The sequence below is a fragment of the Amycolatopsis sp. NPDC058986 genome (assembly GCF_042741125.1).
Lineage (GTDB): Bacteria > Actinomycetota > Actinomycetes > Mycobacteriales > Pseudonocardiaceae > Amycolatopsis.
Genome location: NZ_JBHYJW010000008.1, coordinates 193,573 through 217,293 on the forward strand (window position 1 = coordinate 193,573; position 23,721 = coordinate 217,293).

14 protein-coding genes are annotated in these 23,721 nt (G+C 69.7%); 7 read left to right on the forward strand and 7 right to left on the reverse strand.

Annotated elements, in window-relative coordinates; genetic code table 11:
• Positions 1 to 48: 48 nt before the first annotated feature.
• The 3 genes from ACFW0G_RS10630 to ACFW0G_RS10640 are packed head-to-tail and all read left to right on the forward strand — an operon-like array spanning position 49 to position 4,440.
• Positions 49 to 822 carry an SDR family NAD(P)-dependent oxidoreductase gene (locus ACFW0G_RS10630; protein ID WP_378324717.1) on the forward strand — a complete coding sequence of 258 codons (774 nt, stop codon included), beginning with the start codon at positions 49 to 51 and terminating at the stop codon, positions 820 to 822.
• Positions 823 to 877: 55 nt separating this feature from the next.
• Positions 878 to 2,698 carry an ABC transporter ATP-binding protein gene (locus tag ACFW0G_RS10635; RefSeq protein WP_378324718.1) on the forward strand — a complete coding sequence of 607 codons (1,821 nt, stop codon included), beginning with the start codon at positions 878 to 880 and terminating at the stop codon, positions 2,696 to 2,698.
• A complete protein-coding gene (locus ACFW0G_RS10640; protein WP_378324719.1) occupies positions 2,695 to 4,440 on the forward strand; it encodes an ABC transporter ATP-binding protein in 1,746 nt (581 codons plus the stop codon). The genes ACFW0G_RS10635 and ACFW0G_RS10640 overlap by 4 nt, the downstream gene beginning before the upstream one ends.
• Here ACFW0G_RS10640 and ACFW0G_RS10645 read toward each other — a convergent pair.
• Positions 4,418 to 5,200, reverse strand: coding sequence for a thioesterase II family protein (locus tag ACFW0G_RS10645; RefSeq protein ID WP_378324721.1), 783 nt, complete (start codon positions 5,198 to 5,200; stop codon positions 4,418 to 4,420). The genes ACFW0G_RS10640 and ACFW0G_RS10645 overlap by 23 nt on opposite strands.
• A gap of 161 nt (positions 5,201 to 5,361) precedes the next feature.
• Between ACFW0G_RS10645 and ACFW0G_RS10650 the strand changes: the two genes are divergently transcribed.
• Entirely contained in the window at positions 5,362 to 5,889 is a 528-nt protein-coding gene (locus ACFW0G_RS10650) for a flavin reductase family protein (protein ID WP_378324722.1), read from the forward strand.
• 14 nt (positions 5,890 to 5,903) lie between these two features.
• Here the strand turns inward: ACFW0G_RS10650 and ACFW0G_RS10655 are convergent, their stop codons facing one another.
• Positions 5,904 to 6,629 carry a TetR/AcrR family transcriptional regulator gene (locus ACFW0G_RS10655; RefSeq protein WP_378324723.1) on the reverse strand — a complete coding sequence of 242 codons (726 nt, stop codon included), beginning with the start codon at positions 6,627 to 6,629 and terminating at the stop codon, positions 5,904 to 5,906.
• Positions 6,630 to 6,797: 168 nt separating this feature from the next.
• Here ACFW0G_RS10655 and ACFW0G_RS10660 point away from each other — a divergent pair, with 168 nt between their 5' ends.
• Together ACFW0G_RS10660 and ACFW0G_RS10665 are read left to right on the forward strand one after the other, a co-directional pair.
• Positions 6,798 to 8,063, forward strand: a complete 1,266-nt coding sequence (locus tag ACFW0G_RS10660) for an MFS transporter (protein WP_378324724.1) — start codon at positions 6,798 to 6,800, stop codon at positions 8,061 to 8,063.
• Positions 8,064 to 8,119: 56 nt separating this feature from the next.
• Entirely contained in the window at positions 8,120 to 9,187 is a 1,068-nt protein-coding gene (locus ACFW0G_RS10665) for an LLM class flavin-dependent oxidoreductase (RefSeq protein ID WP_378324725.1), read from the forward strand.
• 119 nt (positions 9,188 to 9,306) lie between these two features.
• Here the strand turns inward: ACFW0G_RS10665 and ACFW0G_RS10670 are convergent, their stop codons facing one another.
• The 5 genes from ACFW0G_RS10670 to ACFW0G_RS10690 are packed head-to-tail and all read right to left on the reverse strand — an operon-like array spanning position 9,307 to position 21,577.
• Positions 9,307 to 10,356, reverse strand: a complete 1,050-nt coding sequence (locus ACFW0G_RS10670) for an LLM class flavin-dependent oxidoreductase (RefSeq protein WP_378324726.1) — start codon at positions 10,354 to 10,356, stop codon at positions 9,307 to 9,309.
• Between the two features lie 37 nt (positions 10,357 to 10,393).
• A complete protein-coding gene (locus ACFW0G_RS10675; protein WP_378324727.1) occupies positions 10,394 to 11,545 on the reverse strand; it encodes a saccharopine dehydrogenase NADP-binding domain-containing protein in 1,152 nt (383 codons plus the stop codon).
• Positions 11,542 to 17,037 carry an amino acid adenylation domain-containing protein gene (locus tag ACFW0G_RS10680; RefSeq protein ID WP_378324728.1) on the reverse strand — a complete coding sequence of 1,832 codons (5,496 nt, stop codon included), beginning with the start codon at positions 17,035 to 17,037 and terminating at the stop codon, positions 11,542 to 11,544. Before ACFW0G_RS10680 ends, ACFW0G_RS10675 begins: the two co-directional genes overlap by 4 nt.
• Positions 17,038 to 20,463: an amino acid adenylation domain-containing protein gene (locus tag ACFW0G_RS10685; RefSeq protein WP_378324730.1), complete on the reverse strand. Its 3,426-nt coding sequence runs from the start codon at positions 20,461 to 20,463 to the stop codon at positions 17,038 to 17,040.
• 40 nt (positions 20,464 to 20,503) lie between these two features.
• Positions 20,504 to 21,577: an LLM class flavin-dependent oxidoreductase gene (locus ACFW0G_RS10690; protein ID WP_378324731.1), complete on the reverse strand. Its 1,074-nt coding sequence runs from the start codon at positions 21,575 to 21,577 to the stop codon at positions 20,504 to 20,506.
• A gap of 502 nt (positions 21,578 to 22,079) precedes the next feature.
• Between ACFW0G_RS10690 and ACFW0G_RS10695 the strand changes: the two genes are divergently transcribed.
• Complete coding sequence (locus tag ACFW0G_RS10695; RefSeq protein WP_378324733.1) at positions 22,080 to 23,690, forward strand: (2,3-dihydroxybenzoyl)adenylate synthase; 1,611 nt, start codon at positions 22,080 to 22,082, stop codon at positions 23,688 to 23,690.
• Positions 23,691 to 23,721: the final 31 nt, after the last annotated feature.

Consider the following 23,721-nt stretch of genomic DNA (forward strand, 5'->3'; position numbering starts at 1 on the left):
GCGTTCATCGGGTCGGCGAGGAACGGAATTCCTTTCGGGAGAAGGTGCATGGTGGACACGGACAGCACGCTCGGCGATCTCACCGGTCATGTCACGGTGATCACCGGTGGCAACAGCGGAATCGGCTTCGGCATCGCACAGGCGATGGCACAGGCGGGTGCCCGGATCGCGATCTGGGCCCGGGACACGGAGAAGAACGCCGGCGCGGCCAAGGAGCTGATGGCCGCCGGCGCCGAGGTACACACCGCCGAATGCGACGTGACCGACCCGGAACAGCTGGCGTGGAGCCTGGCGGGCACTGTCGAGCGGTTCGGGCGGCTCGACTCGTGTTTCGCCGCCGCCGGCACGGCAGGACAGTCCACGTTCGCCGGCACCTCGCCCGCGGAATTCCACCGAGTCGTCCAGGTCAACCTGGAGGGAACGTTCCTCACCTTCCAGACCGCCGCGCGGCACATGATCGACAACGGCGGCGGGTCGCTGGTCGCGATCTCGTCCATCTCCGGGCTCCGCGGCCAGGCACTCGGTTCCCAGTACGCGGCAAGCAAAGCCGGTGTGCTGGCGCTGGCGAAGTCGGTGGCGGTGGAGCTGGCCCGGCATCGGATCCGGGTGAACGCCATGGTGCCCGGCTGGATCGACACGCCGATGACCAGCCGATTCCGCCGGTCCGAGCGATTCACCGAGCGGATGACCGGCCGGACCCCGGTACGCCGCTGGGGCGAGCCGTCCGATCTCGGCAGGCTGGCGGTCTACCTGGCAGCGCCGGAGCCGTTGTTCCACACCGGCAGCGAGATCGTGATCGACGGTGGCTACACACTGTCCTGACCGGCCAACTGGTAAGGGTGTGCTTATTTCTTAGACACTGTGCAATACTCGGGCCATGACCATGGTGGCAACCGACACCGAGCCCACGGACACCTCCCCCGCGGCACCCGGCGGCGGCACCGAAAGGTCCGCGCTGCGGGCGTTGGTGCGCCCGGTCCGCGGCCGGCTCGCGTTCGCCGTCGGGCTGCAGATTCTCTCCGCCACCGCCGGAGTGGTCCCGTTCATCGCGGTGGCCGAGCTCGGCCGGGTGCTGCTCGCCGACGGCCCCGCCGACGCCGGCCGCGCGTGGACGATCACCCTGGTCGGCGCCACCGCGCTGCTGCTCCGGTTGATCCTGCTGGCGCTCGCCGGCCTGGTGACCCACCTCGCCGATAACGATCTCCAGCTGCGCATCAGGCGGCGTCTCGCCGACCGGCTCGCCCGGGTGCCGCTCGGCTGGTTCGGCCGGCACAGCTCGGGGTCGGTCAACCAGGCACTGCAGAGCGATGTCACCGCGCTGCACCATCTCGTCGCGCATTCCCCCACCGAGCTCGCGTCGGCGATCGTCGTTCCGCTGGTGTCGCTGGGATATCTGGTCACCGTCGACTGGCGGATGACCCTGGTCGCACTGGTGCCGCCCTCGCTCGGGCTGCTGGTGCACTTCCGGCTCGGTGCGGGCGACCGGAAACGCGAACAGGACACTGTGGACCGTGCCATGGCGCGGATCGCCGGTAGCGCGGTGGAATACGTACAGGGCATCGCCGTGGTGAAGACGTTCGGCCAGTCCGGCCGGGCCCATGAGCGGTTCCGCGCGGCCGCCCATGACTTCTCCGACTTCTTCCTCGGCTGGGTACGTACCGTGGTCCATCTCGCCGCGAGCCGGAACTTCCTGCTCTCCCCCGTTTTCTCGCTGCTGGTGCTGCTGGCGGGCGGCATCGGGCTCGCCGCGGGCGGCGCGCTCGCCCCGGTCGACGTACTGCCGTTCGCGTTGCTCGGCCTCGCACTGACCGCGCCGGTGGCCGCACTCGGTCACGGCGGGGACAACCTGCGGGCCGGACGGCTGGCCGCGGCCAGGATCACCACCCTGCTGGCCACCCCCGAACTGGCCACCCCCGCCGGCGGAACGGCACCGAAGGAGCGGACGGTGGAGTTCCGGGATGTCCGTTTCTCCTACGACGACCAGGTCGACGTCCTTCGCGGGGTGGACCTGACCCTCTCGCCCGGAACGGTCACCGCGCTGGTCGGGCCGTCCGGATCGGGCAAGTCCACGATCGCGGCGTTGCTGCCCCGGTTCTTCGACACCACCGCCGGCTCGATCAGCATCGGCGGGGTGGACATCCGGCGGATTCCCCCCGCCGAGCTGTACAGATTGGTCGCCTTCGTCTTCCAGGACGTGCAGTTGCTGCGGGCCCCGGCCATCGACAACCTCCGGCTGGCCCGCCCGGACGCCACGGTCGACGAGGTTCGGTCCGCGGCACGCGCCGTGCGGTTGCACGAGCGCCTGCTGGCCGCCCCGCACGGATACGACTCGGTGATCGGCGAGGACATCGAGCTTTCCCGTGGTGAGGCCCAGCGAATGTCGATAGCCCGGGCGTTGCTGGCGGACGCACCGATCCTGGTGCTGGACGAGGCGACCGCGTCGGCGGACTCCGAGTCCGAGTCGGCGATCCAGGACGCGGTGTCCACGCTGGTGGCCGGGCGGACCCTGCTGGTGATCGCGCACCGGTTGTCCACCATCGTGCGGGCCGACCAGATCGTGGTGCTCGGCAACGGCAGGGTCGTCGAACGGGGCACCCACGAGGAACTGCTCGGGCTGCACGGTACCTACGCCAGGATGTGGCACTCGCACGACCGATCCGATCAATCCACAGTGGACGTCAAGGAGGAACGGCCGTGATCCGCCAGCTCATCGCGGCGCTCGGTGCCGGCAACACCAGGCCGTTGCGGCTTCTGCTGTTCGGCCTCGGGCTGACCGCGGTACTCCAGGGCGTCGCCTTCGTCCTGCTCGTTCCGGTGCTCCGCGCCTTGTTCGCCGCCGACTATCCCGCGGCGTGGCGATGGTTCGGCGTACTCGCCGTCGTGACGATCGCCTACGCGGTGGCACAGTACCGCGCGCAGCTGGCAGGCTACGCCAGCGGCGCGGCGCTGTCCCGCCAGCTGCACGAGCGACTGGGTGACCACCTCGTGCGGCTACCGCTCGGCTGGTTCACCGGCGCCCGTGTCGGCCAGGTGAGCCGGTTGGCGGGCCAGAACGTCCTGGAGATCATCGGTGTCCCGGCGCATTTGCTGCAGCCACTGGTCACCGCACTGGTCACCCCGGCCACCGTGGTGGTGCTCATGTTCGGCTTCGACTGGCGGCTGGCGCTGGCCGCGCTGATCGCGGCGCCGGTGCTGGTGGGGGCCTACCGGTGGAGCGGTTCCCTGGTGCAACGGGCCGACCTGGTCCGGGACGAGGCCACCACCGAAGCGGCCGACCGGGTGATCGAGTTCGCACGGGCCCAGCAGGTGTTGCGTGCGTTCGGCCGGACGACCGGCGGCCACGAGCCGCTCGCCGGATCGCTGGCCGCGCAGCACGCGGCGAGCCGCCGGATGATCCTGCTCGGGCTGCCCGGCACGATCGGTTTCGCGCTCGTGATCCAGGCCGCCTACACCGCGATCCTGATCCTCGGCGTCTACCTGGCGCTCGGCGGTTCCCTCGGCGCGGCGGAACTGCTGGCACTGCTCGTACTGGCGACCAGGTTCGTCGAGCCGATCATGACGGCCTCGGACATCGGTGGCGCCGCCAGGGTCGCGCGCAACGCGCTCATCCGGATCAACGAGGTGCTCGCCGCCGAGCCCCTGCCGACACCGGATGACCCGAAAACGCCGTCGGACAACGGAATCGAGCTGGACTCGGTGCGCTTCGCCTACCGTGACCGCCCGGTGCTCGACGGGGTCAGCCTGCGGATCCCGCCGGGCAGTATGACCGCGCTGGTCGGTGCGTCCGGGGCAGGCAAGACCACGGTCACCAAACTGATCGCGCGATTCCACGACGTGGACGCCGGCGCGGTGCGGATCGGCGGGGCCGACGTCCGCGAGCTGGACCAGGACGAGCTTATGGCGCGGATGTCCCTGGTGTTCCAGGACGTCTACCTGTTCAACGACACGATCATGGAGAACATCAGGGTCGGCAGGCCGGACGCGCCCGACGCGGACGTGATCGAGGCGGCCAGGAGGGCGCGGGTGGACGAGATCGTCGCACGGCTCGCCGGCGGCTGGCACACGATGGTCGGCGAGGGCGGTGCCCTGCTCTCGGGCGGCGAGCGGCAACGGGTCTCCATCGCCAGGGCGTTGCTGAAGGACGCGCCGATTCTGGTCCTGGACGAGGCGACCGCCGCACTGGACTGGGAAACCGAAGCCGCCGTGCAGGACGCGTTGAGCACCGACCGGACCCTGCTGGTCATCGCGCATCGGTTGAGCACGGTCAAGGCCGCCGACCAGATCGCGGTGCTGGACGAGGGCCGGATCGCGGAGTGCGGCACCCACGACGAACTGCTGGCCGCGGGCGGCCGCTACGCCGCGTTCTGGACCGAGCGCAGCAGGGCGGCCCAGTGGCGGCTCACCGGCTCGGCCACGGTCAGGGCGTGGACGGCCAGCTGACCCGGCCGGCGTGTGGCAGGCGCAGACCGCGCAGTATCTCCTCGATCACGGCATGGCGGTGGCCGACGAGATAGAAATGCTCGCCGGGGAACACCCGCAGCTCGAATCGGCCGGTCGTGGCCAGTGCCCAGTCGCTCATCTCGTCATGGGTGGCCTCACCATCGCGGTCGGCGAGCAGCCCGACGACCGGCGTGGCCAGCGGCCGCACCGCGCGCGGCCGGTAGTTCTCGATCAGGCGGTAGTCGCCGCGCACCGCCGGCAACACGACCTCGCGCAGTGCCGCATTGTCCAGCACGCCGGTCCCGGTACCACCGAGGCCACGGAGTTCGGCGACCAGTCCGTCGTCGTCGAGCAGGTGCACCGAGCCGCCGCGCTGCCGGTGCGGTGCGGGATGCGCGGAAACGAGCAACCGCTCCGGAGGGCGGCGCCGCTCCTCGAGGCGGAGAGCCACCTCGTAGGCGACCGCGGCACCCATGCTGTGCCCGAACAACACCAGCGGCCGGGTCGCCAGCGGCAGCACGGCAGCGGTGATCCGGTCGGCCAGTTCCGCCATGTCGTCGACGCACGGGTCGTTGATGCGCTCTTCGCGTCCCGGATACTGCACCACGCGGAGTTCCACGTCCGGCGGCAGCGCCGTTTGCCAGTCGCGATAGAAGCCGGCGGTGCCTCCCGCATGCGGGAAACACACCAGACGCACAGCTGCCCGCTGCCCGGAAGTGAAACACCGCAGCCACGGGTCGTCCTGGCCAATCAGCACCATGCACCACCAACCCCATTCTTCGAGGCAGCCGAAATCGCAGTCGTTGACTACCGGTTAATTTAGCGTGAGCCTGTCGCAGGCAAGTCGCAAGGAGTTTGCAGGAGTCCGTCATAAATGTTTCACACGCCGTACCCCCGGTGATCGCGCGCTAATATCCGAACATGGACCAGCAGACGTTTTTCGCGGTCATGAGCGCTTTTCCGACGGGAGTGGCGATCGTGACGACCTCCACAACGGCCCGGGTCCCGGCCGGCCTGACAACCAACGCGTTGTGCAGTATTTCCGCCGATCCCCCGCTGTTGTCGCTCTGCATCGGGCTCAGCAGCAGGACATTACCCGCGCTACGCGCCAGGAAGCGCTTCATCGTCCATTTCATGGCCGACCGGCACGATGCGATCTGCCACGCGTTCGCCGGCAAAGGGGACGACAAGTTCGCCGAGGTGCCGTGGCGCTGGACGGAAAGCGGCCTGCCCCTGCTGTGCGAAGGCGTCATCGCGTGGCTGGAATGCTCGGTCGCGCAGGAATCCGTGGTCGGCGACCATGTCGTCCTCATCGGCCGCGCCGAAATCGGCCAGCCGCCGCGCGAGGACTCCTACCCGATCGTCTACTTCCGGCGGAAGTACCGGAACTGGTCGCCGGATCGGGTCGGCCCGCTCCCCGGCCACCCCGAACGAAGCACGGTCCGGTGAGCCGGATGACCGGTTCAGCCGATTCCCTCTTCAGCCTTCAGCTCGTCCAGCCGGACCTGCACACCATCAAGGGAACGCTGGACGGAGTAGGCGAAAAATTCGCGCTGGTAGGTACGCGCCGACTCCGCGTCGGCGTATTCCCGATGCAGCAACCGTCCCAGCGCGGCAAGACCGGGCTGCTCGGTGTCGTCGCGGAACAAGCCGAGCGCCTCCACCGCCGTCGCCCTGGCCTTGGCGTTGGTCTCCCGGTCGTCCTCGACCGCGATCAGCGTGACACCGCTGTTGAGCAGGTAGCTGTACACACTCGGCGCTTCCTCGTCACCAAGCCCGGCCCGCTGCAGCACCTGCACCCCGGTGTCGATCAGGCGCAGCGCGGAGGGCACGAGCGGCCCCTGCTGGACCAGCATCCGGCGGGCGACCCCGCGATGCCGGCGGAGCACGTCACGCCCGTCCACGAGCAGCGTGTAGAACCATTCCCGCCAGGGCAGGTCCGCGTCCGGCAACGGCATCTGCGCGACCACATGGTCGGTGACCGCCTGGATCACCGCCTCCCGGTCGCCGACATGGTGATAGATCACCGCAGGCCAGACTTCGAGCCGCGACGCGAGCAGGCGTACCGTCCAGCCCTCGAGTCCGTGTTCCCTGGTGAGCTGCGACGCAGCATCGATGACACCGCTCCGGGTGATCGGCGGCAGCCCTGCCGCCCAGCGCGACCGCCCTCCTGGCCCAGACTCCACCATGACGAAACCCTATCTCTCCTGCTTGCACGATCGGCACCCCACCAAAAAATAAGGGTACACTTACTTGTTGAATGGTGTGCAATACTCGGTGCGCAGGGGGTGCCGAACCAGGTCGGCGAGTACCCGCGCAGGTCGTCAGCCGCGACTCCGGGAGGGCAGCGCAGGACCATGGAAGAAAGAACCGCACCAGAGCACACCGGCCACCCCGCCGATGACACTCCGGCCGCCGCGCCTGGCGCACTGTTCCTGGTCTACCTGGCCGTTTTCGGCGGTTTCTGCGGTCAGTACATCATCGCGCCGATCCTGCCGCCGCTGGCCCGTGAACTGGACATCAGCGAGTTCCAGCTCGGCATGGTGATCACCACCTCGGCCATCATGGTGGTGCTGGGAAGCACGTTCTGGGGACGCCGCAGCCAGACGATCGGCCGCAAACGAGTACTGGTGCTCACCCTGCTCGGCGGGGCTGCGGCGCTGCTGCTGTTCGCCGTGGTGGCGCACCTGGGCTTGAACCACACCGTCGGCGGAGCGGTCGCGTTCGTCATGATGCTGTGCACAAGGGGCCTGGTCTACGGTGCGTTGCTCGCCGCCATTCCGGTGACCGCGCAGGCATACGTGGCGGACGTGACGCCGGACGAACGGTCCCGGGTGCGCGGGCTGTCCTGGGTCGGCGCGGCGAGCGGGCTGGCGATCGTCGTCGGCCCGCTGCTCGGCGGGCTGCTCGGCAAGGCGAGCCTGCTGCTTTCGATGTACGTGGCGCCCGCGGTGCTGGCGTTCGTCGCGGCGATCGTGTGGCTGCGGCTGCCGACGGAGTCGAGGCACGTGGACAAGCCGAAGGCGGCCAAGCTCAGCCCGTTCGACCGACGGCTGTGGCCGTTCCTGGTCCCCGGTTTCGGTCTGTTCCTCGCGCTCGGCATCATGCAGATCACCGTCGGGTTCCTCCTCCAGGACCGGCTCGACCTGGCCCCGGGGGACGCCGCCCAGTACACCTCGTGGGCGCTGCTGGCGCTCGGAGTGCCCTACCTGCTCGCGCAGGCGGCGCTGGTGCCCAAGCTGGGCTGGCCACCACTGCGGCTGCTCCGGATCGGGATCACCTTGGCGGGCCTGGGTTTCCTCGGCGTCTCACTCGGCGCGGAACTGATCAGCACCATGGTCAGCCTCGCCGTGCTCGGCCTCGGCCTCGGCATGGGCCTGCCCGGCTACATGTCCGGGCCGACGCTGCTGGTCGGTCCGGACGAACAGGGCGGTGTGGCCGGGATCGTCGGCGCGAACAACGCGCTGACGTTCGTGTTCGGCCCGCTGATCGGGACCGGGCTCTACCAGCTCGCGCCACTGGCGCCCTTCATCACCACCACCCTCCTGCTCGCGGCGCTGCTGCTGTTCGTGTGGCTGGCGCCTGCCATCCGGCCGACCGCCGCGCACCCGAACACGCGTTGACCACAAGCGCCCGCCGCGGCGCGATACCAGGACGTTCCCGCTGATTGGAGTTGCCGATGATTGACGTCGGGCTGCATTTCTTCCCGGACTGCGACCACCGAAGCAAACCCGCCAAGGACTACTTCGCCGAATGCCTCGACCTGGTGGAGCTGGCGGACGAACTGGGGTACCACCACGTCCGCACCGTGGAGCACTACTTCCACGCCTATGGTGGGTATTCGCCGAACCCGCTGCTGTTCCTCGCGGCCGCGGCCCAGCGCAGCAAGAACCTCAGGCTGATCACCGGAGCGGTGCTGCCGATCTTCACCAACCCGCTCAAGCTCGCCGGCGAGATCGGCATGGTGGACACGATCTCCGACGGGCGGCTGGAGGTCGGGTTCGCCCGCGCCTTCCTGCCGCACGAATTCCGCCGGTTCGGCGTGGACATCAACGAAAGCCGGTCTCGGTTCGACGAGGGCATCGCCGCCGTCGAGGGACTCCTCGAGCACGAGAACTCGGCATTCTCCGGGCAGTTCCACTCGTTCGAGGAGACCACCTCACTGCCCCGGCCGCTGCAACGCCCGCGCCCGCCGTTCTGGATCGCCGCGATCTCCAGCGCGAAGAGCTTCCAGCGAGCCGGCGAACTCGGCTACGGCGTGATGACGACCGCGCTGCAGACCTCCGCGATGAGCTCGCTGATCGCGGCGTACCGGAAGGCGTGGCGGGAGGCGGGACACCCCGGCGACGGACGGGTCATGATCGCTTTCCAGACCTACTGCGCGGAAACCTCGGCCGAGGCGCTGGAGGCACCGAGGGACGCCGTCAACCACTACCTGCACAGCCTCATCGACGCGGCATCGGACTGGGCGGGCACGACCAGCGCCGACTACCCCGGCTATCCCGAGATGCTGGCCAAGATGGCCGAAGAGGACTTCGACAGCTCGGTGAAGAACGGGTCGATGCTGGCCGGCACCCCGGAGGAGGTCGTCGAGTCGATGCTGCGCTATCACGAGGAGTGCGGCGGGTTCGAGATCGCGAGCCTGCACGCGCATTTCTCCACTTTGGACCCCGCACTGATCCGCAGGTCGGTGGAACTGTTCGGTACCAGGGGAATTCCCCGGTTGCGGGCGATGACCGGCGGCTGACCGCCGCTCCCCCCACCGCGGTGCTCTCCCCCCAGGCCCGCGGTGGCCGGGGCGTGGGCGGGTGCCGGCCGGCCACCGCCACCCGCCCACGCCATGCGGGCACTCCTGCCCGGCGGGCGTCAGTCCCCGGCCAGCCGGGCACGCACCTCGGGGAGCACCTCGGCGCCCAGCCGCCGGATGTTGGTGAGGGTGCCCTCGTCGTCGCCGCTGGCCAGCACCTCGCACAGCACCCGGCGGCAGCCCGACACCCGGATGCTCCGCACCAGACGTTCGATGCACATGTCCGGTGTGCCGACAGGATGGTTGCCGAGCACATAGGACCCGAACCGGCCGATGAACGCCTCCGGTTCGAAATGGGTTTTCGTCTCGATCAGATGGTGGTAGTCGGCCTGCGCCGCGGCGAGTGCCGGCATCGTCACGTCCCGCACCAGGTGCTGCGCCTCCGCCACGGTGTCGTTGACCTGAGTGAACACCGCGAAGGCATGGTCGTAACCGTCCCGCGGATGCCCGGCCGCGGCCGCCAGCTCACTGTGCCTGGCGACCATCTCCGCCTTGGTGACGTCGTTCTTGTCGTAGAACAACAGCATCGGCAGGCCCTGCCTGGCCGCGAGCTCCAATGAGGACTGTGAGTTCGAAGCCACGTAGACCGGCGGGTGCGGAGTGGTCAGCGGCCGCGGCTGCGGCCGGACCTCGCGGAACCGGTACAGGTCGGTGTCCGAGGACACCTTGCCGCCGAAGGACTGCAGCAGCAGATCGAGCGATTCGGCCAGACCACGCTGCCAGTACTCCACACCGTGGCCGATCGCCTCGTAGTCCAGCACCGGCTCCGCCCTGCCGACCCCGAGGTCGAACCGCCCGCCGGAGACATGGTCGAGCAACGCCACCTGTTCCGCCGTATGGACCGGAGAGTGCAGCGGCAGGATCGTCACCGCGGTACCGACCCGCATCCTCTTGGTACGTCCCAGGATGTTCGCGGCGAAGGTCAGCCCCGACGGGTTCACCCCGTAGTCGTTGAAGTGATGCTCGGTTATCCAGATGTCGTCGAAGCCGGCCTGCTCGGCCGCGTCCACCGCGGCCAGTGCCCGGTTCAGCACCTGGGCGTCGGACTGGCCGGGATACCGGTTCGTCACCGCGAAAGCGCCGAATCGGAGCGCCGTGTCCTTGCTCATCATTCTCCTGACTTCTCGTGGTGCCTTGATCGTCCGGTCACAACAGTCCTTCGTCGAACACCGCGCCGGACGCCGGTGTGCCGTGGAACTCGCGCAGTGTCACCTCGGGCAGCACCTCGGTCAGCTCGCCGAGCACCGCGCCCGGATCGAGGACGTCGGCCGCGTAGTGCAGGCCGGACGGCACCCGGCCGGCCAGCGCCGCGGCCGTGGTGATCGCGCCGACCGTGCCGGTCAGCCGGGAGCCGTCGGCCGCTCGCAGAACCGCGTCGGCGGTGTGTTCCACGCCGTCGCGCGAGCCCGTCATCCGGAGCGACATGGCCTGGTACGGGGCGCGGCCGGCGGCGTCCACTTCGCTGGCCCGGACCAGCCGCGAAACGGCAGCGGCATGGTCGTCCGCGGACCCGGTAGCCGCCCTGCCCTGCCAGCCGGTGAGCATCGACAGCGCGGCGGAACCGTCGAAGACGTTGTACCAGCGGGCCTCGCGCAGCCCGAGGTGTTCGGCCAGCCGCCGTAGCTCGGTGCTGAGAAACGGGTATGCGGTGACGCGGCGGGGAAAAAGCGGGAGCTCGACGTCCTCCAGCACGGTCAGCGAACCCTGCCGCACCGCCCCGTCCCGCCACTCGGCGAACCCCGTCCCGTACCCGTTGCCGAGGCTGAGCAGGAAGTCCTCCGCCGCGCTGCGCGTGAACCGCCCGATTCCGCCGAAGTAGCCGGTCAGCCCGGTGGCTTCTTCGAACCGGGTGGCCAGGACCTTGGGCAGCAGAGCGGACAGGCCGGGCAGCATCCCGGCGGACAGCAGCGCGCGCCGCCCGCCCGGCACCCGGCCGGTGAGTTTTTCGTGCAGCGGATCGTCGCCACCGACGTCGACGTAGTCCGCGCCTGCCGCCAATGCCGGGCCCGCCACCCGGTCGAGCACCCGGTAGGACGGGCCGGCGCAGTTCAGCACGACCGCGCAGCCGGCGCAGAACCGGGCCACGCTGTCCTGGTCGAACACGTCGACCGGGACAGCCTCTCCTTCGCCTGCCAGCACGGTGTCCACGAATCGCCGTGCCACGTCGGCTCTGCGCCCGCCCACCCGGAGCCGGATGGGGCCGGACCGGCCCGGTCCTCCCCCTGCGAGCGCTTCGGCCGCCGCTCGCCCCACCGCGCCATAACCGCCGACCAGGCCGACCAGCGGGCCCGGGGTCATGGCGCCCCGACCGTCCGCCCGGTCCCCCGGTCGGTGGTCAACGCGGTGAACACCGAGCTGACGTTCGGCGGGTGCAGGCAGCTGAAGTGGTCACCGGGCACATCGACGACGCGGAGTTCGCCGAGGCAGAGCTGCTCCCAGTAGGTGCTCATGTCCTTGCGCATGCCCGGCAGGACCTGGGTTTCGCCCAGCTGCCGGATGAAGGTCACCGGTCCCCGGTAGGGAGTGGCGTCGTGCCGGGCGACCGCGGTCAGGCTGTGCTTGAGCACCCGGTACTGATCGCGGACGCGTTCCGCCGAGCCGAGTTCCGAGCCCGCGTAACGCATCGTGGCGCCGATCGCGGCCAGCCGTTCGGACTGCTCCCGCCCGGCGAGCCGGCGGAAGGCACGGACCGCTTCGGCCACTTCGCCGGTTTCCGGTACTTCGGCCAGTGTCCCGGCCGGTACCCTGCCGGGGGTCTTCGCCAGCACCGCCGCGATGGTCTGCCGCATGGCGACCTCGTCGGCCGGATAACCGAGTGCGACCGGGTCGGCCCGCATCACCCTGGCGAAGATGTACTCGGCGAGCAGATCGTCTTCCACCAGGAACGGCACCCGGTAGCTGCTGATCACCGTGAGATTCTCGACGGTGGCACCCTGTTCGGTCAGCTCGCTCGCCAGCTCGGTCGCCAGCAGCCCGCCCATGCAGTAGCCGACGACGCGCACCTTGTCGTGTCCCGCTGCCAGCAACTCGGTGGCGTAATCGCCGGCCAGTCGCTTGATCAGATCGCCGGGGTCGGCGGCGAGGAACGGCTCTATGTCGGCCAGGGCCAGCCCCAGGCTCGGGCCGTGGTCGCCGAGCGCGTCGAGCAGCGCCCGGTACGGCGCGATGGTGCCGGCACCGTCGTGCACGAACACCATCGCCGTGCCGCCGGCGACGTCGTTGATCCGGATCAGCGAGCCCGTCGTGGTCGCGTCCTGGCCGGAACCACGGCTCAGGTATGCCGCGGTGGCGGCGATGGTCGGCTGGTTGAGCATCTGCCGCAGCAGGTTGTCCCACTTGCGCCCGGCCGCTTCCGGCAACCGCTCCCGAACCCGCCCGATCAGCTGCGCGACCAGGAGCGAGTCGCCGCCCAGTGCGAAGAAGTTCTCGTCCCGGCCCACCTGGGGGACCTGGAGCACCTCCGACCACACCTCGGCCAGCGCGCGTTCCCTGGCGCCCACCGGGGCGGTGCCACCGGCCGGCCGCTGTCGCGCCACGTGTTTCGGCAGCCAGTCCGCGAGGGCCCGGCGATCGACCTTTCCGTTGTCGCTCAACGGAATCGAGTCGACCACCTGGATCTCGGCCGGCACCATGTAGTCGGGAAGCCGCTCGTCGAGATGTCCGGTCAGCTCGGCCGCGGTCACCGGCATCCGTCCGGTTTTCACCTGTGCGGCAAAGACGTGCTGGCCGATCCGGGACAACGGGTCGTCCGGCGCCGGCAGGCAGAAGGCGGGTTCCGCGCCTGCCTCGGTCAGCAGTTCCAGCCACTGCTCGCGGCCGATGAAGGTGGTGTCCTGCTCCGCCCGGAAATCCACGAAGTCGGTCAGGCCCTCCTTGAATTCCATCGAGGCCATCGCGTGGTAGGTGTCCCTGGTCGCCTCGATGAACACCAGCCAGCCACCCGGCGCGAGCATTTCGTGGAACCGGGCCAGCACGTTCCCGGCATGCTTGGAGTTGTGCAGCACGTTGGCACACAGAATGACGTCCACCGAGTTCGGCGCGACCCCTTGACTCCGATACGGCTCGTTGAGGTCGAACAACCCGTAGCGCACCCACGGCTGTTCGGCGAACCGTTGCCTTGCCTCGTTCAGGAAGAACTGGGACAGGTCGGTGAACAGGTAGTCGGCGTCGAACTCGGCGAGCGCGGGGATCAGGTCGTTGCTGGTGCCGCCGACGCCGGCGCCGATCTCCAGCACCCGCAGCGGAGCGCCACCTCTCCGTCCCTCGGCGATCCGGCGGACGGTGTGCACCACGACCCGGTTCAGGTAGCCGCTGATCAGGTTTTCCCGGTACGCCGCTTCGGCGACCTCCAGCCTGCCCTCGGGGAACAGCAGGCTCAACGGGTCGAGTTCGTCGCGGATCAGCTCCGGCAGGTTCTGCTCGGCGACCCGCAGATAACGCAGCAGTTCGACGCCCCAGTCGACCACCGGCTCCAGTTCGTCGATCCGCCGCCACATCGCCTCGATCGCGGCACGGGAGGGCGCCCGCAGATCGCGGTAGCCCGCCGGGGCCCGCTCGAGCATGCCCTCCTTCGACAACGCCTTCAGCCAGCGCCGGATCAGCCGGTGGTTACGCTCGGCCGCTCCGGTCGCGGTCAGGATCTCCGGTAGCCCGTGTACCACGCCGGGGTCGGTGAACAGCCCGGCCTGCCACAGCGCGTCGGCCATCGAAGCCAGCGCGACCCGCTCCACCAGCCCGGAGATTTCGGTGAGCGCCTCGCCGTCGACGCGGGTGCTCAGCTCCGCGCCTGCCGCCTCCGCCACCGCCCTCAGATCCGGAACGGCGTGCGTGGTCTCCGGGTTCCGCGCGGTCTCGGCAAAGGCGACCAACTGACGATCCAGCGCGTCGCTCCCGTCCACCAGCACCTCGGCCGAGGCGATGGCGGGATGCTCGGCCAGCACCGAGGAGATCTCGGCCAGCTCGATCCGGTGGCCGCGCACCTTGACCTGGAAGTCTTCCCTGCCAAGGAATTCGATGACACCGTCGGGCAGGTAGCGGCCGACGTCGCCGGTCGAGTACAGCCGCTCCCCGGTGACCGGATGGGTCACGAACCGTTCCCCGGTCTTCTCCTCGTCACCCAGGTAGCCCGACGCGACACCGGCTCCGCCGATGTAGAGGTTGCCGGGCACCAGATCCGGGCACGGCCGCATGGCCTCGTCCAGTACGTGGAAGCTCTGGTTGGTCAGCGGAGTGCCGTAGGGGATGCTGCGCCATGCCGGGTCGACCTGGCCGATCGGGTAGTGGATCGACCAGATCGACGCCTCGGTCGCGCCACCGAGGCTGACCAGGCTCAGCCCCGGCAGCCGGCGGCGCATCGCGTCCGGCAGGCCGACCGGGATCCAGTCCCCGGACAGCAACGCCAGCCGCAGGGTGGGCAGGACACCACCACCGCCTTCGGCCGGGTGGCCGGAATCCAGGTACTGGCCGAGCATGTGCAGCTGAGCGGGCACCGAATTCCACAGCGTGACGCCGTGCTCGTCGATCGTCTCCGCCCAGTGCGACGGGTCGCCCCGTCGGCCGGCCGACGGCAGGACCAGGGAGCCGCCCACGGCGAGCGGGCCGAACAGGTCGTAGACGGACAGGTCGAAACCGAGGTTGGCGAGACCGAGTACCCGGTCGCCGTCGCCGACGCCGAACCGGCGGTTGATGTCGTCGATGGTGTTGCGCGCGGCCCGATGCGTGATCATGACGCCCTTGGGCCGTCCGGTCGAACCCGACGTGTAGATCACGTAGGCGAGGTCGTCCGGCCCCGCCTGTTCCGGAACCGCGCGCACCCGGTGTTCCGGCGGATCTTCCGCCTCGACGGTCAGATGCCGGACACCGTCCGGCAACCCGAGCGAGCCGGCCAGCCACGGCTGGGTGAGCACCCGGCGAACCCCGGCGTCGAGCAGAATGGCGTCGCGGCGGGCCGGCGGCTGGTTGGTGTCGATCGGCAGATAGGCCGCTCCGGCGAGCAGCACGCCGAACACGCCGACCACCTGCTCCCAGCCCTTGTCCATCACCACGGCCACCAGCTCGCCCCGCTCGCAGCCCGCCGAGGACAGCTCGTCGGCGACCGCGCCGGCACGGTCCAGCAGCTCCCGGTAGGTCAGGGCACGCCGCGTGCTGCGCACCGCCGTCCGATCAGGGGTACGCAGGGCCGTGGCGACGACCTCGTGGTGAAGCAGCCCGTCCGGCAACGGCCCGGCGGTCCCGTTGACCGCCTGGCGGACGGCCAGCTGTGCGGCGGGGAGCCGGACCGGATCGTTGCTCGTCCACGCGTCGTCCCCGGCGGCGAGTTCGTGCAGCAGCGTGGTGAACGCGGCGAACGCGGGCTCGACCAGCCCGTCCGGGAACACCCCTTCCCGCACGTCCCAGTTGACCAGCAGCTCTTCCTTGCCCTCCATCACCTGGCAGTCGATCCACACCTGCGGTGTCTGGCTGATGCCGTAGACCAGCTCCGCGCCGGGCATCAAGCCGGCCGGCCCGGTGCCGTCCCCGCTTTCGGCTCCGACGCCGAGGGTGCTGGTGAAGGCGACCGGCAGCAGCGCGGCGTCCCGGCCACGCCGCCTGCCGAGCTCCCGCAGCACCTCCACCCCGGAACACGACCGATGGTCCATATCGGACCAGAGCTGTGCCTGCATGGCCCGCGCCCGCTCGCCGAGCGGTGCGCCGCCGGCGGTGTCCACCGGCAGCAGGGTCACCGAGCTGAAGTCCCCGATCAACCGGTCGACGTCCGGGTGCAGCGGGAGCCGGTTGAGCAGGGTGAGGTTGAGGGTGTACGCCGATCGCCTGCTCCAGCGGCCGATCACCTCGGCGTAGGCGGCCAGCACCGCGGTGGACACGGTGATCCCGTGTGCCGCGGCCCGCCGGCCGAGCTCGCCCCACTCCGCCTTCGACAACCGGGTCTCCCAGCGGGCGAACCTCGGTGGCGAGTCGGTCGCCGAGCGCTCCAGCACGGGCAGCTCGGGCCCGGGCGGCAGCCGGTCGATCCGCTGCCACCAGTAGTCCCGGTCCGCCCGGTAACCGGCGCTGTCCCGCAGCCCGCGCTCGGCGAGCACGTAGTCCCGGAAGGTCGGTTCCGGGTCCTGGCCCACGTCCTCACCGGCGTACCGCCTGGCCAGCTCGGCGAACAGCAACTGGACGCTGAAGTAGTCGCAGACCAGCAGATCCACCGAGACATGCAGGATGTCCTGCCGGTCGGTCCTGGTCACCAGCAGGTCGATCAGCGGCCACTCGTCGGTGCGGCGGACCCGGTGCGACCACCGCTGCCTGGTCGCCTCGATCGCCCGCTGGACCCTGGCAGGCGGCTCGCCACGCTGATCCTCGACCTCGATCCGGTAGGCCGGTACCTCGGCCAGCACTCGCTGGTAGCCCTCCGGGGAGACCACCGCGCGGAGCATGTCGTGCCGGGCGATCATGTCCCGCCACACCGGCTCCAGCCGGACCGGATCCAGCTCGGCGAAGGCGAATTCCAGATAGCCGTGGCAGGCCACGGCTCCGTAGTCGAAGGCGTCACTGCGGCCGAGCAGGTAGGCCGACTGCACGTCGGTCAGTGGGAAGGGCTCGTGCCGCGCACCGGGGTCGGGCGTGATCGAGGAACTCGCCTCGGTTTGGCGCAGGTGCTCGAGAATGGCTTGTTTGTGCTCCCGCAACCGGTCCAGCCGTTGTGCCGTCAGATATCCGCGTGGCGCGCGGAAACGAAGCCGTCCGTCCTCGGTCCACAGGGTGACCCCGGCGGCGGTCAGCTCCGCGATCAGGTCGCCGATCATCTACAGTTCTCCGTCCTCAAGTCCCTGGGTTTCGAGTTCGGCGAGCTGCCGCTCGAGCAGGGTGGCGAGCAGGCCGACAGTGGGGCTCCCGAACAGTTCGCGCAGCGAGACCCGGATGCCGAACCGGCGGCCGATCCCGTCCACCAGCCTGGTGGCGAGCAGGCTGTTCCCGCCGAGCCGGAAGAAGTCTTCGTCCCGCCCGACACCCGGTACGCCGAGTAGCTCCGCCCACAGCCCGGCCAGCTCCTTCTCCACCGGGCCGTCCAGTGGCCCGCTGGCGTCCGGCCGCTGTTCTCCCGCGCCGGCGAGCAGCTGCCCCACCGCGGACCGGTCCACCTTTCCGTTGCCACTCAACGGAAGCTCGTCCAGCGTGAGCACGGTGTCCGGGATCATGTAGCCCGGAAGCCGGTCGGCGAGCCAGTCCACGAGACCGGCCGGACCGCCGGCGGCGCCGCCACGCGGCACCACCGCCGCCGCGAGCCGCTTCGCCCGCTGCCCCACCACGACCACCACCGCGTGCCGTACCTCGGGATGCGCGGCCAGCGCGGTTTCGACCTCCCCGAGCTCGATCCGGTGCCCGCCGATCTTGACCTGGTGGTCGGCCCGGCCGAGGAACTCCAGGGTGCCGTCCGGCCAGTACCGGCCGAGATCGCCGGTGCGGTACCAGCGATCCCCCTGGTACTCGACGAATCGGGCGGCGGTCAGCCCGGGGTCACCCCGGTAGCCGTCGGCCACCCCGGTGCCGCCGATCCACAACTCGCCCGCCACCCAGTCCGGCCGATCCCTGCCCTGGGTGTCCACCACCCGATATCGCTGGTTGCGCAACGGAAATCCATACGGGATGGATCGCCACCGCGACGGAACCTCGCCCACCTCGTAGGCGTTGGACCAGATCGCGGCCTCGGTCGCGCCACCCATCGCGATCAGCCTGCCGCGGCCGCCGGTCTGGGCAGCCAGCCTGCCGGGCAGGTCCAGCCCGATCCAGTCGCCGGACAGCAGCACCAGCCGGAGACCCGGCAGCTCCCGGCCGGTCGCGGCCACCAGCAGCATGTCCAGCAACGCGGGAACCGAGTTCCACACACTCACCCCGTGCCGCTCGACCAGTTCGTGCCAGCGTCGCGCCTCCCGCCGGTTCTCCTCTTCGACCAGCACCAGTGCCCCGCCGGCGGTGAGCAGACCGAAGATGTCGTACACGGACAGGTCGAAGTCCAATGCGGACACCGCGAGCACCCGGTCCGCCGGGCCGACCTGGTTCCGCTCGTTGATGTCGGTCACCGTGTTGACCGCGGCCCGGTGGCTGATCTGCACGCCTTTGGGCTCGCCGGTCGAGCCGGAAGTGAAGATCACGTACGCCGGATCGGTCCGTGGTACGGAAACCGGCCCGGCAAGGGGTTCCTCGGTCATCGTCTGGTCAACGGTCAGCACCTCGACTCCGGCTGGCCATGTCGTGCCCGCCCGCCCGGCCTCGCTCGTCAGTACCAGCCTGGCTCCGGCGCGGCCGCGAATCCGGTCCCGCCGCGCCGGTGGCTGGTCCACCCCGATCGGCACGTAGTGCCCACCGGCGGCGAGCACCCCGAGTACGGCGGTGATCTGGTCGGGTCCCTTCGGCAGCGTGACCACGACCGGGTCGCGGCCGGTGAGACCGTGCCGGCGCAACCGTCCGGCGACACTCAGCGCGCGCCGGGCCAGCTCGCCGTAGCTCATCCGCCCGGTATCGCCGAACAGCAGCGCGGTGCGACCGGGATCGGACTTCGCCATGGCGAAAAAACCCTCGTGCAGCAAGGCTTCGCTCTCCGGCGCGGCGGTGGTGTTCACCGTGGCCCGCACCGTCCGTTGCGCCTCCGGCAAGGCGACCGGCGCCGGTGCCGACCAGTCTCCGTCGCAGAGCCAGTGGATCACCCGGCGGTAGACGTCGAACATCGCGTCCAGCACACCGGGCGGGAACAACTGCTCCACCGCGTCCCAGTTCAGCAGCAGCCCGCCCGCCATCGGATAGATCTGGTGGTCGAGCCAGACCTGGGGCGTCTGCGAGATCATCCAGCTCAGGTCGCCGAACTCGGCGCGGAACTCGGGTCCGAGGAAGTCGTCGCCGAGGTTGCTGGCGAAAACGACCGGTGCGGTTCTCGCCTGCCCACTGTCCACTCTGGCCATCTCACGCAGCACCTCGACACCGGAATAGCCCGCGTGAGCCAGATCCTGGTGCAGCTGGGACTGCACGCCACGCACCCGCTCACTGAAGGACTCCTCGGATCCGGTATCGATCTCCAGCAGCACCAGGCTGGTGAAGTCGGCGATCATGTCCGGAATGGACGGATGGGTGTCCTGGCGGTCGAACAGCGGGACGTTGAGCAGGAACCGCGGTTGCTCGCTCCACGCGCCGAGCACCTCGGCGTAGGCGGTGGCGAGCACCGAAGCCAGCGTCACGTCATGCCGGATCGCGTGCCGGCGCAGGCGATCCAGATCCGCCGGGGACAACCGGAACTCCCGGCGGGTGAACCGGGGCCGCCGCACGGTGTCCGGGTCGACGGCCAGTGGCAGCCGCGGCCCGGACGGCAGCCCGGCGACGCGCCGCCGCCAGTACTCCTCGGCCTGTTCCCTGGTCGCCGCCGGAAGCGCCTGCTGCTCGGCGAGATACCGCGGCAGGCTGTAGTCGATGGGCGCCGGCGTGGCGCCCGGATCGGCGTGGTAGCGCGCCAGGTCCCGCAGGAACACCTGGAGGCTGAGCACGTCGGCGACGAGCAGATCGATGCTGACGTACAGCCGGCAGGCCGCGCCCGGCAGCAACGCCAGCTGGACGTCGAAGACCTGGCCGGACTCCACCGCCAGCCGCCGGTGGGACAACCGGTCACGAACCTGCTCCAGTCGCGCCGCCGTCCGCTGCGGACCGAGCTCACGCAGGTCGTGCACGGTCAGTCCCTGCCACCGGCTCTCCGGCAGGATCTGCTGGTAGCCACCCGGGAGAAACACCGCGCGCAGCATCCCGTGCCGCTCGGTCAACCGGCGTACCGCCGTTTCCAACCGGACGGGGTCGATCGAAGACGTGTCGAACTCCATGTAGGCGTGACAGCCGACGCCGCCCAGCGGCTGCTCGTCGCCACGGCCGATCCAGTACGCCTGTTGCACCCCGGTCAGCGAGAACGGTGCGCCCGGCTCGACGACCGGTTCCGTGGCCGGTGGGGCGACCTCCTCGGGCCGGCGCCCGGCGAGCAGCTCCCACCACCCGCCGATGGTGCGCCGCTCGATCAGCTCTCTGAAGGTGACCGGCACACCGCCGCGCTGCCAGCGCCCGACCAGGCGCATCAGCTTGACGGAGTCCATACCCAGTTCGATGAGCGGGTCGTCGTCGCCGACCACTTCCGGCTCGACGTTCAGCAGTTCCGCAACCGTCCGGCGGATCAGGTCCAGATCAAGGTTTCCGGCGGACACGTGTTCCCCTCGCGTAGGTCGGAGATGGAGCGGACGGCGATCACGGCACCGGCACGGCCGCCGAGACCGGCATGAAGTGCCGGGCGAACATCTCCATCGCGGCCCGCGCCTGGCCGACCGGCAGGTATCCGGGGTTGAACTGGAGACTCACCGTGACGTCGTCACCGAACCGTTCGGCGATGCGGTCGAGCTGCCCGCGCACGTCGTCCGGGGTGCCGGCGAGCACCTTGTCGTCGGCCAGGGAGCGGCCGAAGTCGTAGCCGGCGACCTTGTCCACGAACTTCTCGTAGCCGGGGTACTGCGCGCTGCGGGTGGTGGCCCAGGACCGGATCGCCTCCCCCATCTTGGCGACGTAGTTGCGTTCGTAGGTCTCGCCTGTGCGCAGTGCCTCGGCGCGGTCGGCCGACAGATAGCAGGTGTACTTGATCTGTATGCGCGTGGCGGCCGGGTCGTGCCCGGCCGCGGCACGGGCTTCGCGGTAGGCGGTGAGCATTTCCTGCAATCGCCCGGTGGTGGTCACCGAAGGGACGGCCTGCAGGAAGTGACCCGCCTTCCCCGCCGCGGCGCAGGTGTCCGGGCTGGTCGCGGAAGCGACGAAGATCGGCGGGTGCGGCCGCTGCACCGGACGCGGCAACAGGGTCACCGGCCCGAACCGGTGGAACGGGCCGTCCCAGACCACGTCCTGCTCGGACCACAGCCGCCGGCACGCCTCGATGCCCTCGGTGAACCGCGCGTGGCTTTCCGCCATCGGCACCCCGAAGAGCTCGAACTCGTCGGGCAGGAAGGCCCGGCCGAACCCGACGTCCAGCCTGCCGTGACAGAGGTTGTCCAGCATGGCCAGCTTGCCGGCGAGCTTCACCGGGTGGATGAACGCCGGGATCACCGCACCGGTGGCCAGCCTGATCCGGCTGGTGCTCCGCGCCGCCGCGGCGAGGAAGGTCACCGGGTCCGGGCTGTACCCACCGTAGGGCGAACCATGGTGTTCGACGATCTGCACGTGTTCGAAGCCGAGCCGTTCGGCGAGCCCGACCATGCCGAGGCTTTCGTCGAAGTAGTCACTCGCACTCTTCTCCGCGGGACTGAGCACGGGAAACAGGTTGACACCGAAATCCACGACAACACCCCATATTCGGTCTCCCACTACACGGGCGGCAGCACGCGGCCTGGAACACGAAAACAGTCACGATCGGTCGTGGTGCCGTTACCGTTCCTGCCTAACACAATTGATTCACGAACCGCAAGTTCGACCCTGTCGAAAAGTTCGCAACCAGTTCGCAACCAGTTAGCACAACAGTTTTGCCAACCACGACTTCGTGTGCGGACAAGAGCCGATCCGATACTCGACCACCGGCAACCACCTGCAAAAATGCCAGCCCACAGGCAAAACCTTGCCCCGAGCGGAGCAACCCGCGCGCGCAAACGGTGGTACCGGAACAGCCGAGCGGCATTCCATTATCTGAAATACCTTGCCGACTCCGGGCGAATGCCACTCACCGAAACCGTGCACGAAGGCAATGTCTTACCGATTCCCGGTCACCTCCGAGCAACTGTGAACGCCGGCCGGGCGATTTTGCGACGCCGCGCCACCGCGATGCAGAAAGTAGGGAAAGCACACCATGCTTGACGGATGTGTTCCATGCCCCGCCGAGGACGCCGCACGCTATCGCGCGGCCGGTTACTGGCGCGGGGAACTGCTCGGCGATCTGCTGCGCCGGCGCGCGGCCACCCTCGGCGGCAAGGAGGCGCTGATCGGCGAGACCACCCGGCTGACCTACGCCGAACTCGACCGGCGGGCGGACCGGCTGGCCGCCGGTCTCCGCGGGCTCGGTATCGCCCCGCGCGACCGGGTCGTCGTCCAGCTCCCGAACATCCCGGAGTTCGTGGTCGTCTGCTTCGCCCTGTTCCGCCTCGGCGCGCTGCCCGTCTTCGCCCTGCCCGCACACCGCGGCAACGAGATCAAGCATCTGTGCTCGCACTCCGACGCGGTCGCCTACTTCATCGCGGACACCCACAACGGCTTCGACTACCGTGCCCTGGCCAGGGACGTACGCGAGTCGGTGCACTCGCTCCGGCACGTCATCGTTGCCGGTGCCGCCGAGGAGTTCACCGCGCTTTCCGGACTCGACGCCGACCCGGTCACCCTCCCCGGCCCCGACCCGGCGGACGTGGCGTTCTTCCTGCTGTCGGGCGGAACCACGGCGCTGCCCAAGCTGATCCCCCGCACCCACGACGACTATCTGTACCAGGCAAGGGTTTCGGCACAGGCCTGTGAGCTGGACACCGGCTCCCGTTACCTGACGGTGCTCCCGGTGGAGTTCAACTTCCCCTGGGGCTGCCCCGGCATCATCGGCACCTTCGTCGCCGGTGGCACCGTGATCATGGCGAGCAGCCCGAGCCCGGACGAGTGCTTCGCCCTGCTGGAGCGCGAACGGCCGACGTTCACCTCGATCGTGCCGTCCATCGCGCACCTGTGGCTGGAAGCCGTGGAGTGGACCGCACATGACCTGTCCAGCCTGGAGTTGCTGCAGATCGGCAGTGCCAAACTGCACACCTCGGTCGCGGCCCGGATCGAACCCGCCTTCGGCTGCCGGCTGCAGCAGGTGTTCGGCATGGCCGAGGGACTGCTGTGCATGACGCGCCGGGACGACTCCCCCGAGACGGTGCTCACCGTGCAGGGCAGCCCCCTTTCCCCCGCCGACGAACTGCGCGTGGTCGACTCCGCGGACCGGGAGGTGCCGACCGGCGAGGTCGGCGAGCTGCTGACCAAGGGGCCGTACACCCTGCGCGGGTACTACCGCGCGCCGGAACACAACGCCATCGCGTTCACCGAAGACGGCTTCTACCGCACCGGCGACCTGGTTCGCCGCACCGAGGACGGCAACATCGTGGTCGAGGGCCGGAGCAAGGACGTCATCATCCGGGGCGGCGACAAGGTGTCCGCGCCGGAGGTCGAGGCCCACCTGATGGCGCACCCCGGCATCCGCCAGGCCTCGGTGGTCGCCACCCCCGACGAGGTGCTCGGCGAGCGAACCCATGCCTACCTGATCGCGGCGAACACCGCACCGACCCTGGCCGAGATCACCAGGTTCCTGCTCGCCAGGGGGCTCGCGGAGTTCAAGCTGCCGGACCGGATCGAGGTCGTGGACTCGTTCCCGCTCACCGGTCTCGGCAAGATCGACAAGAAGGCGCTGGCGGCCAGGCTGACCGCCAAGGCCGGTAGCCACTGAGCCCGGTTTCCGCAGGAGTTTCGTCCGGCCG

Bases quoted from the DNA above. Each gene is read 5' to 3' on its own strand.
- ACFW0G_RS10630 (WP_378324717.1), top strand. From the start codon at position 49: ATGGTGGACACGGACAGCACGCTCGGCGATCTCACCGGTCATGTCACG.
- ACFW0G_RS10635 (WP_378324718.1), top strand. From the start codon at position 878: ATGACCATGGTGGCAACCGACACCGAGCCCACGGACACCTCCCCCGCG.
- ACFW0G_RS10645 (WP_378324721.1), bottom strand. From the start codon at position 5,200: ATGGTGCTGATTGGCCAGGACGACCCGTGGCTGCGGTGTTTCACTTCC.
- ACFW0G_RS10650 (WP_378324722.1), top strand. From the start codon at position 5,362: ATGGACCAGCAGACGTTTTTCGCGGTCATGAGCGCTTTTCCGACGGGA.
- ACFW0G_RS10655 (WP_378324723.1), bottom strand. From the start codon at position 6,629: ATGGTGGAGTCTGGGCCAGGAGGGCGGTCGCGCTGGGCGGCAGGGCTG.
- ACFW0G_RS10660 (WP_378324724.1), top strand. From the start codon at position 6,798: ATGGAAGAAAGAACCGCACCAGAGCACACCGGCCACCCCGCCGATGAC.
- ACFW0G_RS10665 (WP_378324725.1), top strand. From the start codon at position 8,120: ATGATTGACGTCGGGCTGCATTTCTTCCCGGACTGCGACCACCGAAGC.
- ACFW0G_RS10670 (WP_378324726.1), bottom strand. From the start codon at position 10,356: ATGAGCAAGGACACGGCGCTCCGATTCGGCGCTTTCGCGGTGACGAAC.
- ACFW0G_RS10675 (WP_378324727.1), bottom strand. From the start codon at position 11,545: ATGACCCCGGGCCCGCTGGTCGGCCTGGTCGGCGGTTATGGCGCGGTG.
- ACFW0G_RS10680 (WP_378324728.1), bottom strand. From the start codon at position 17,037: ATGATCGGCGACCTGATCGCGGAGCTGACCGCCGCCGGGGTCACCCTG.
- ACFW0G_RS10695 (WP_378324733.1), top strand. From the start codon at position 22,080: ATGCTTGACGGATGTGTTCCATGCCCCGCCGAGGACGCCGCACGCTAT.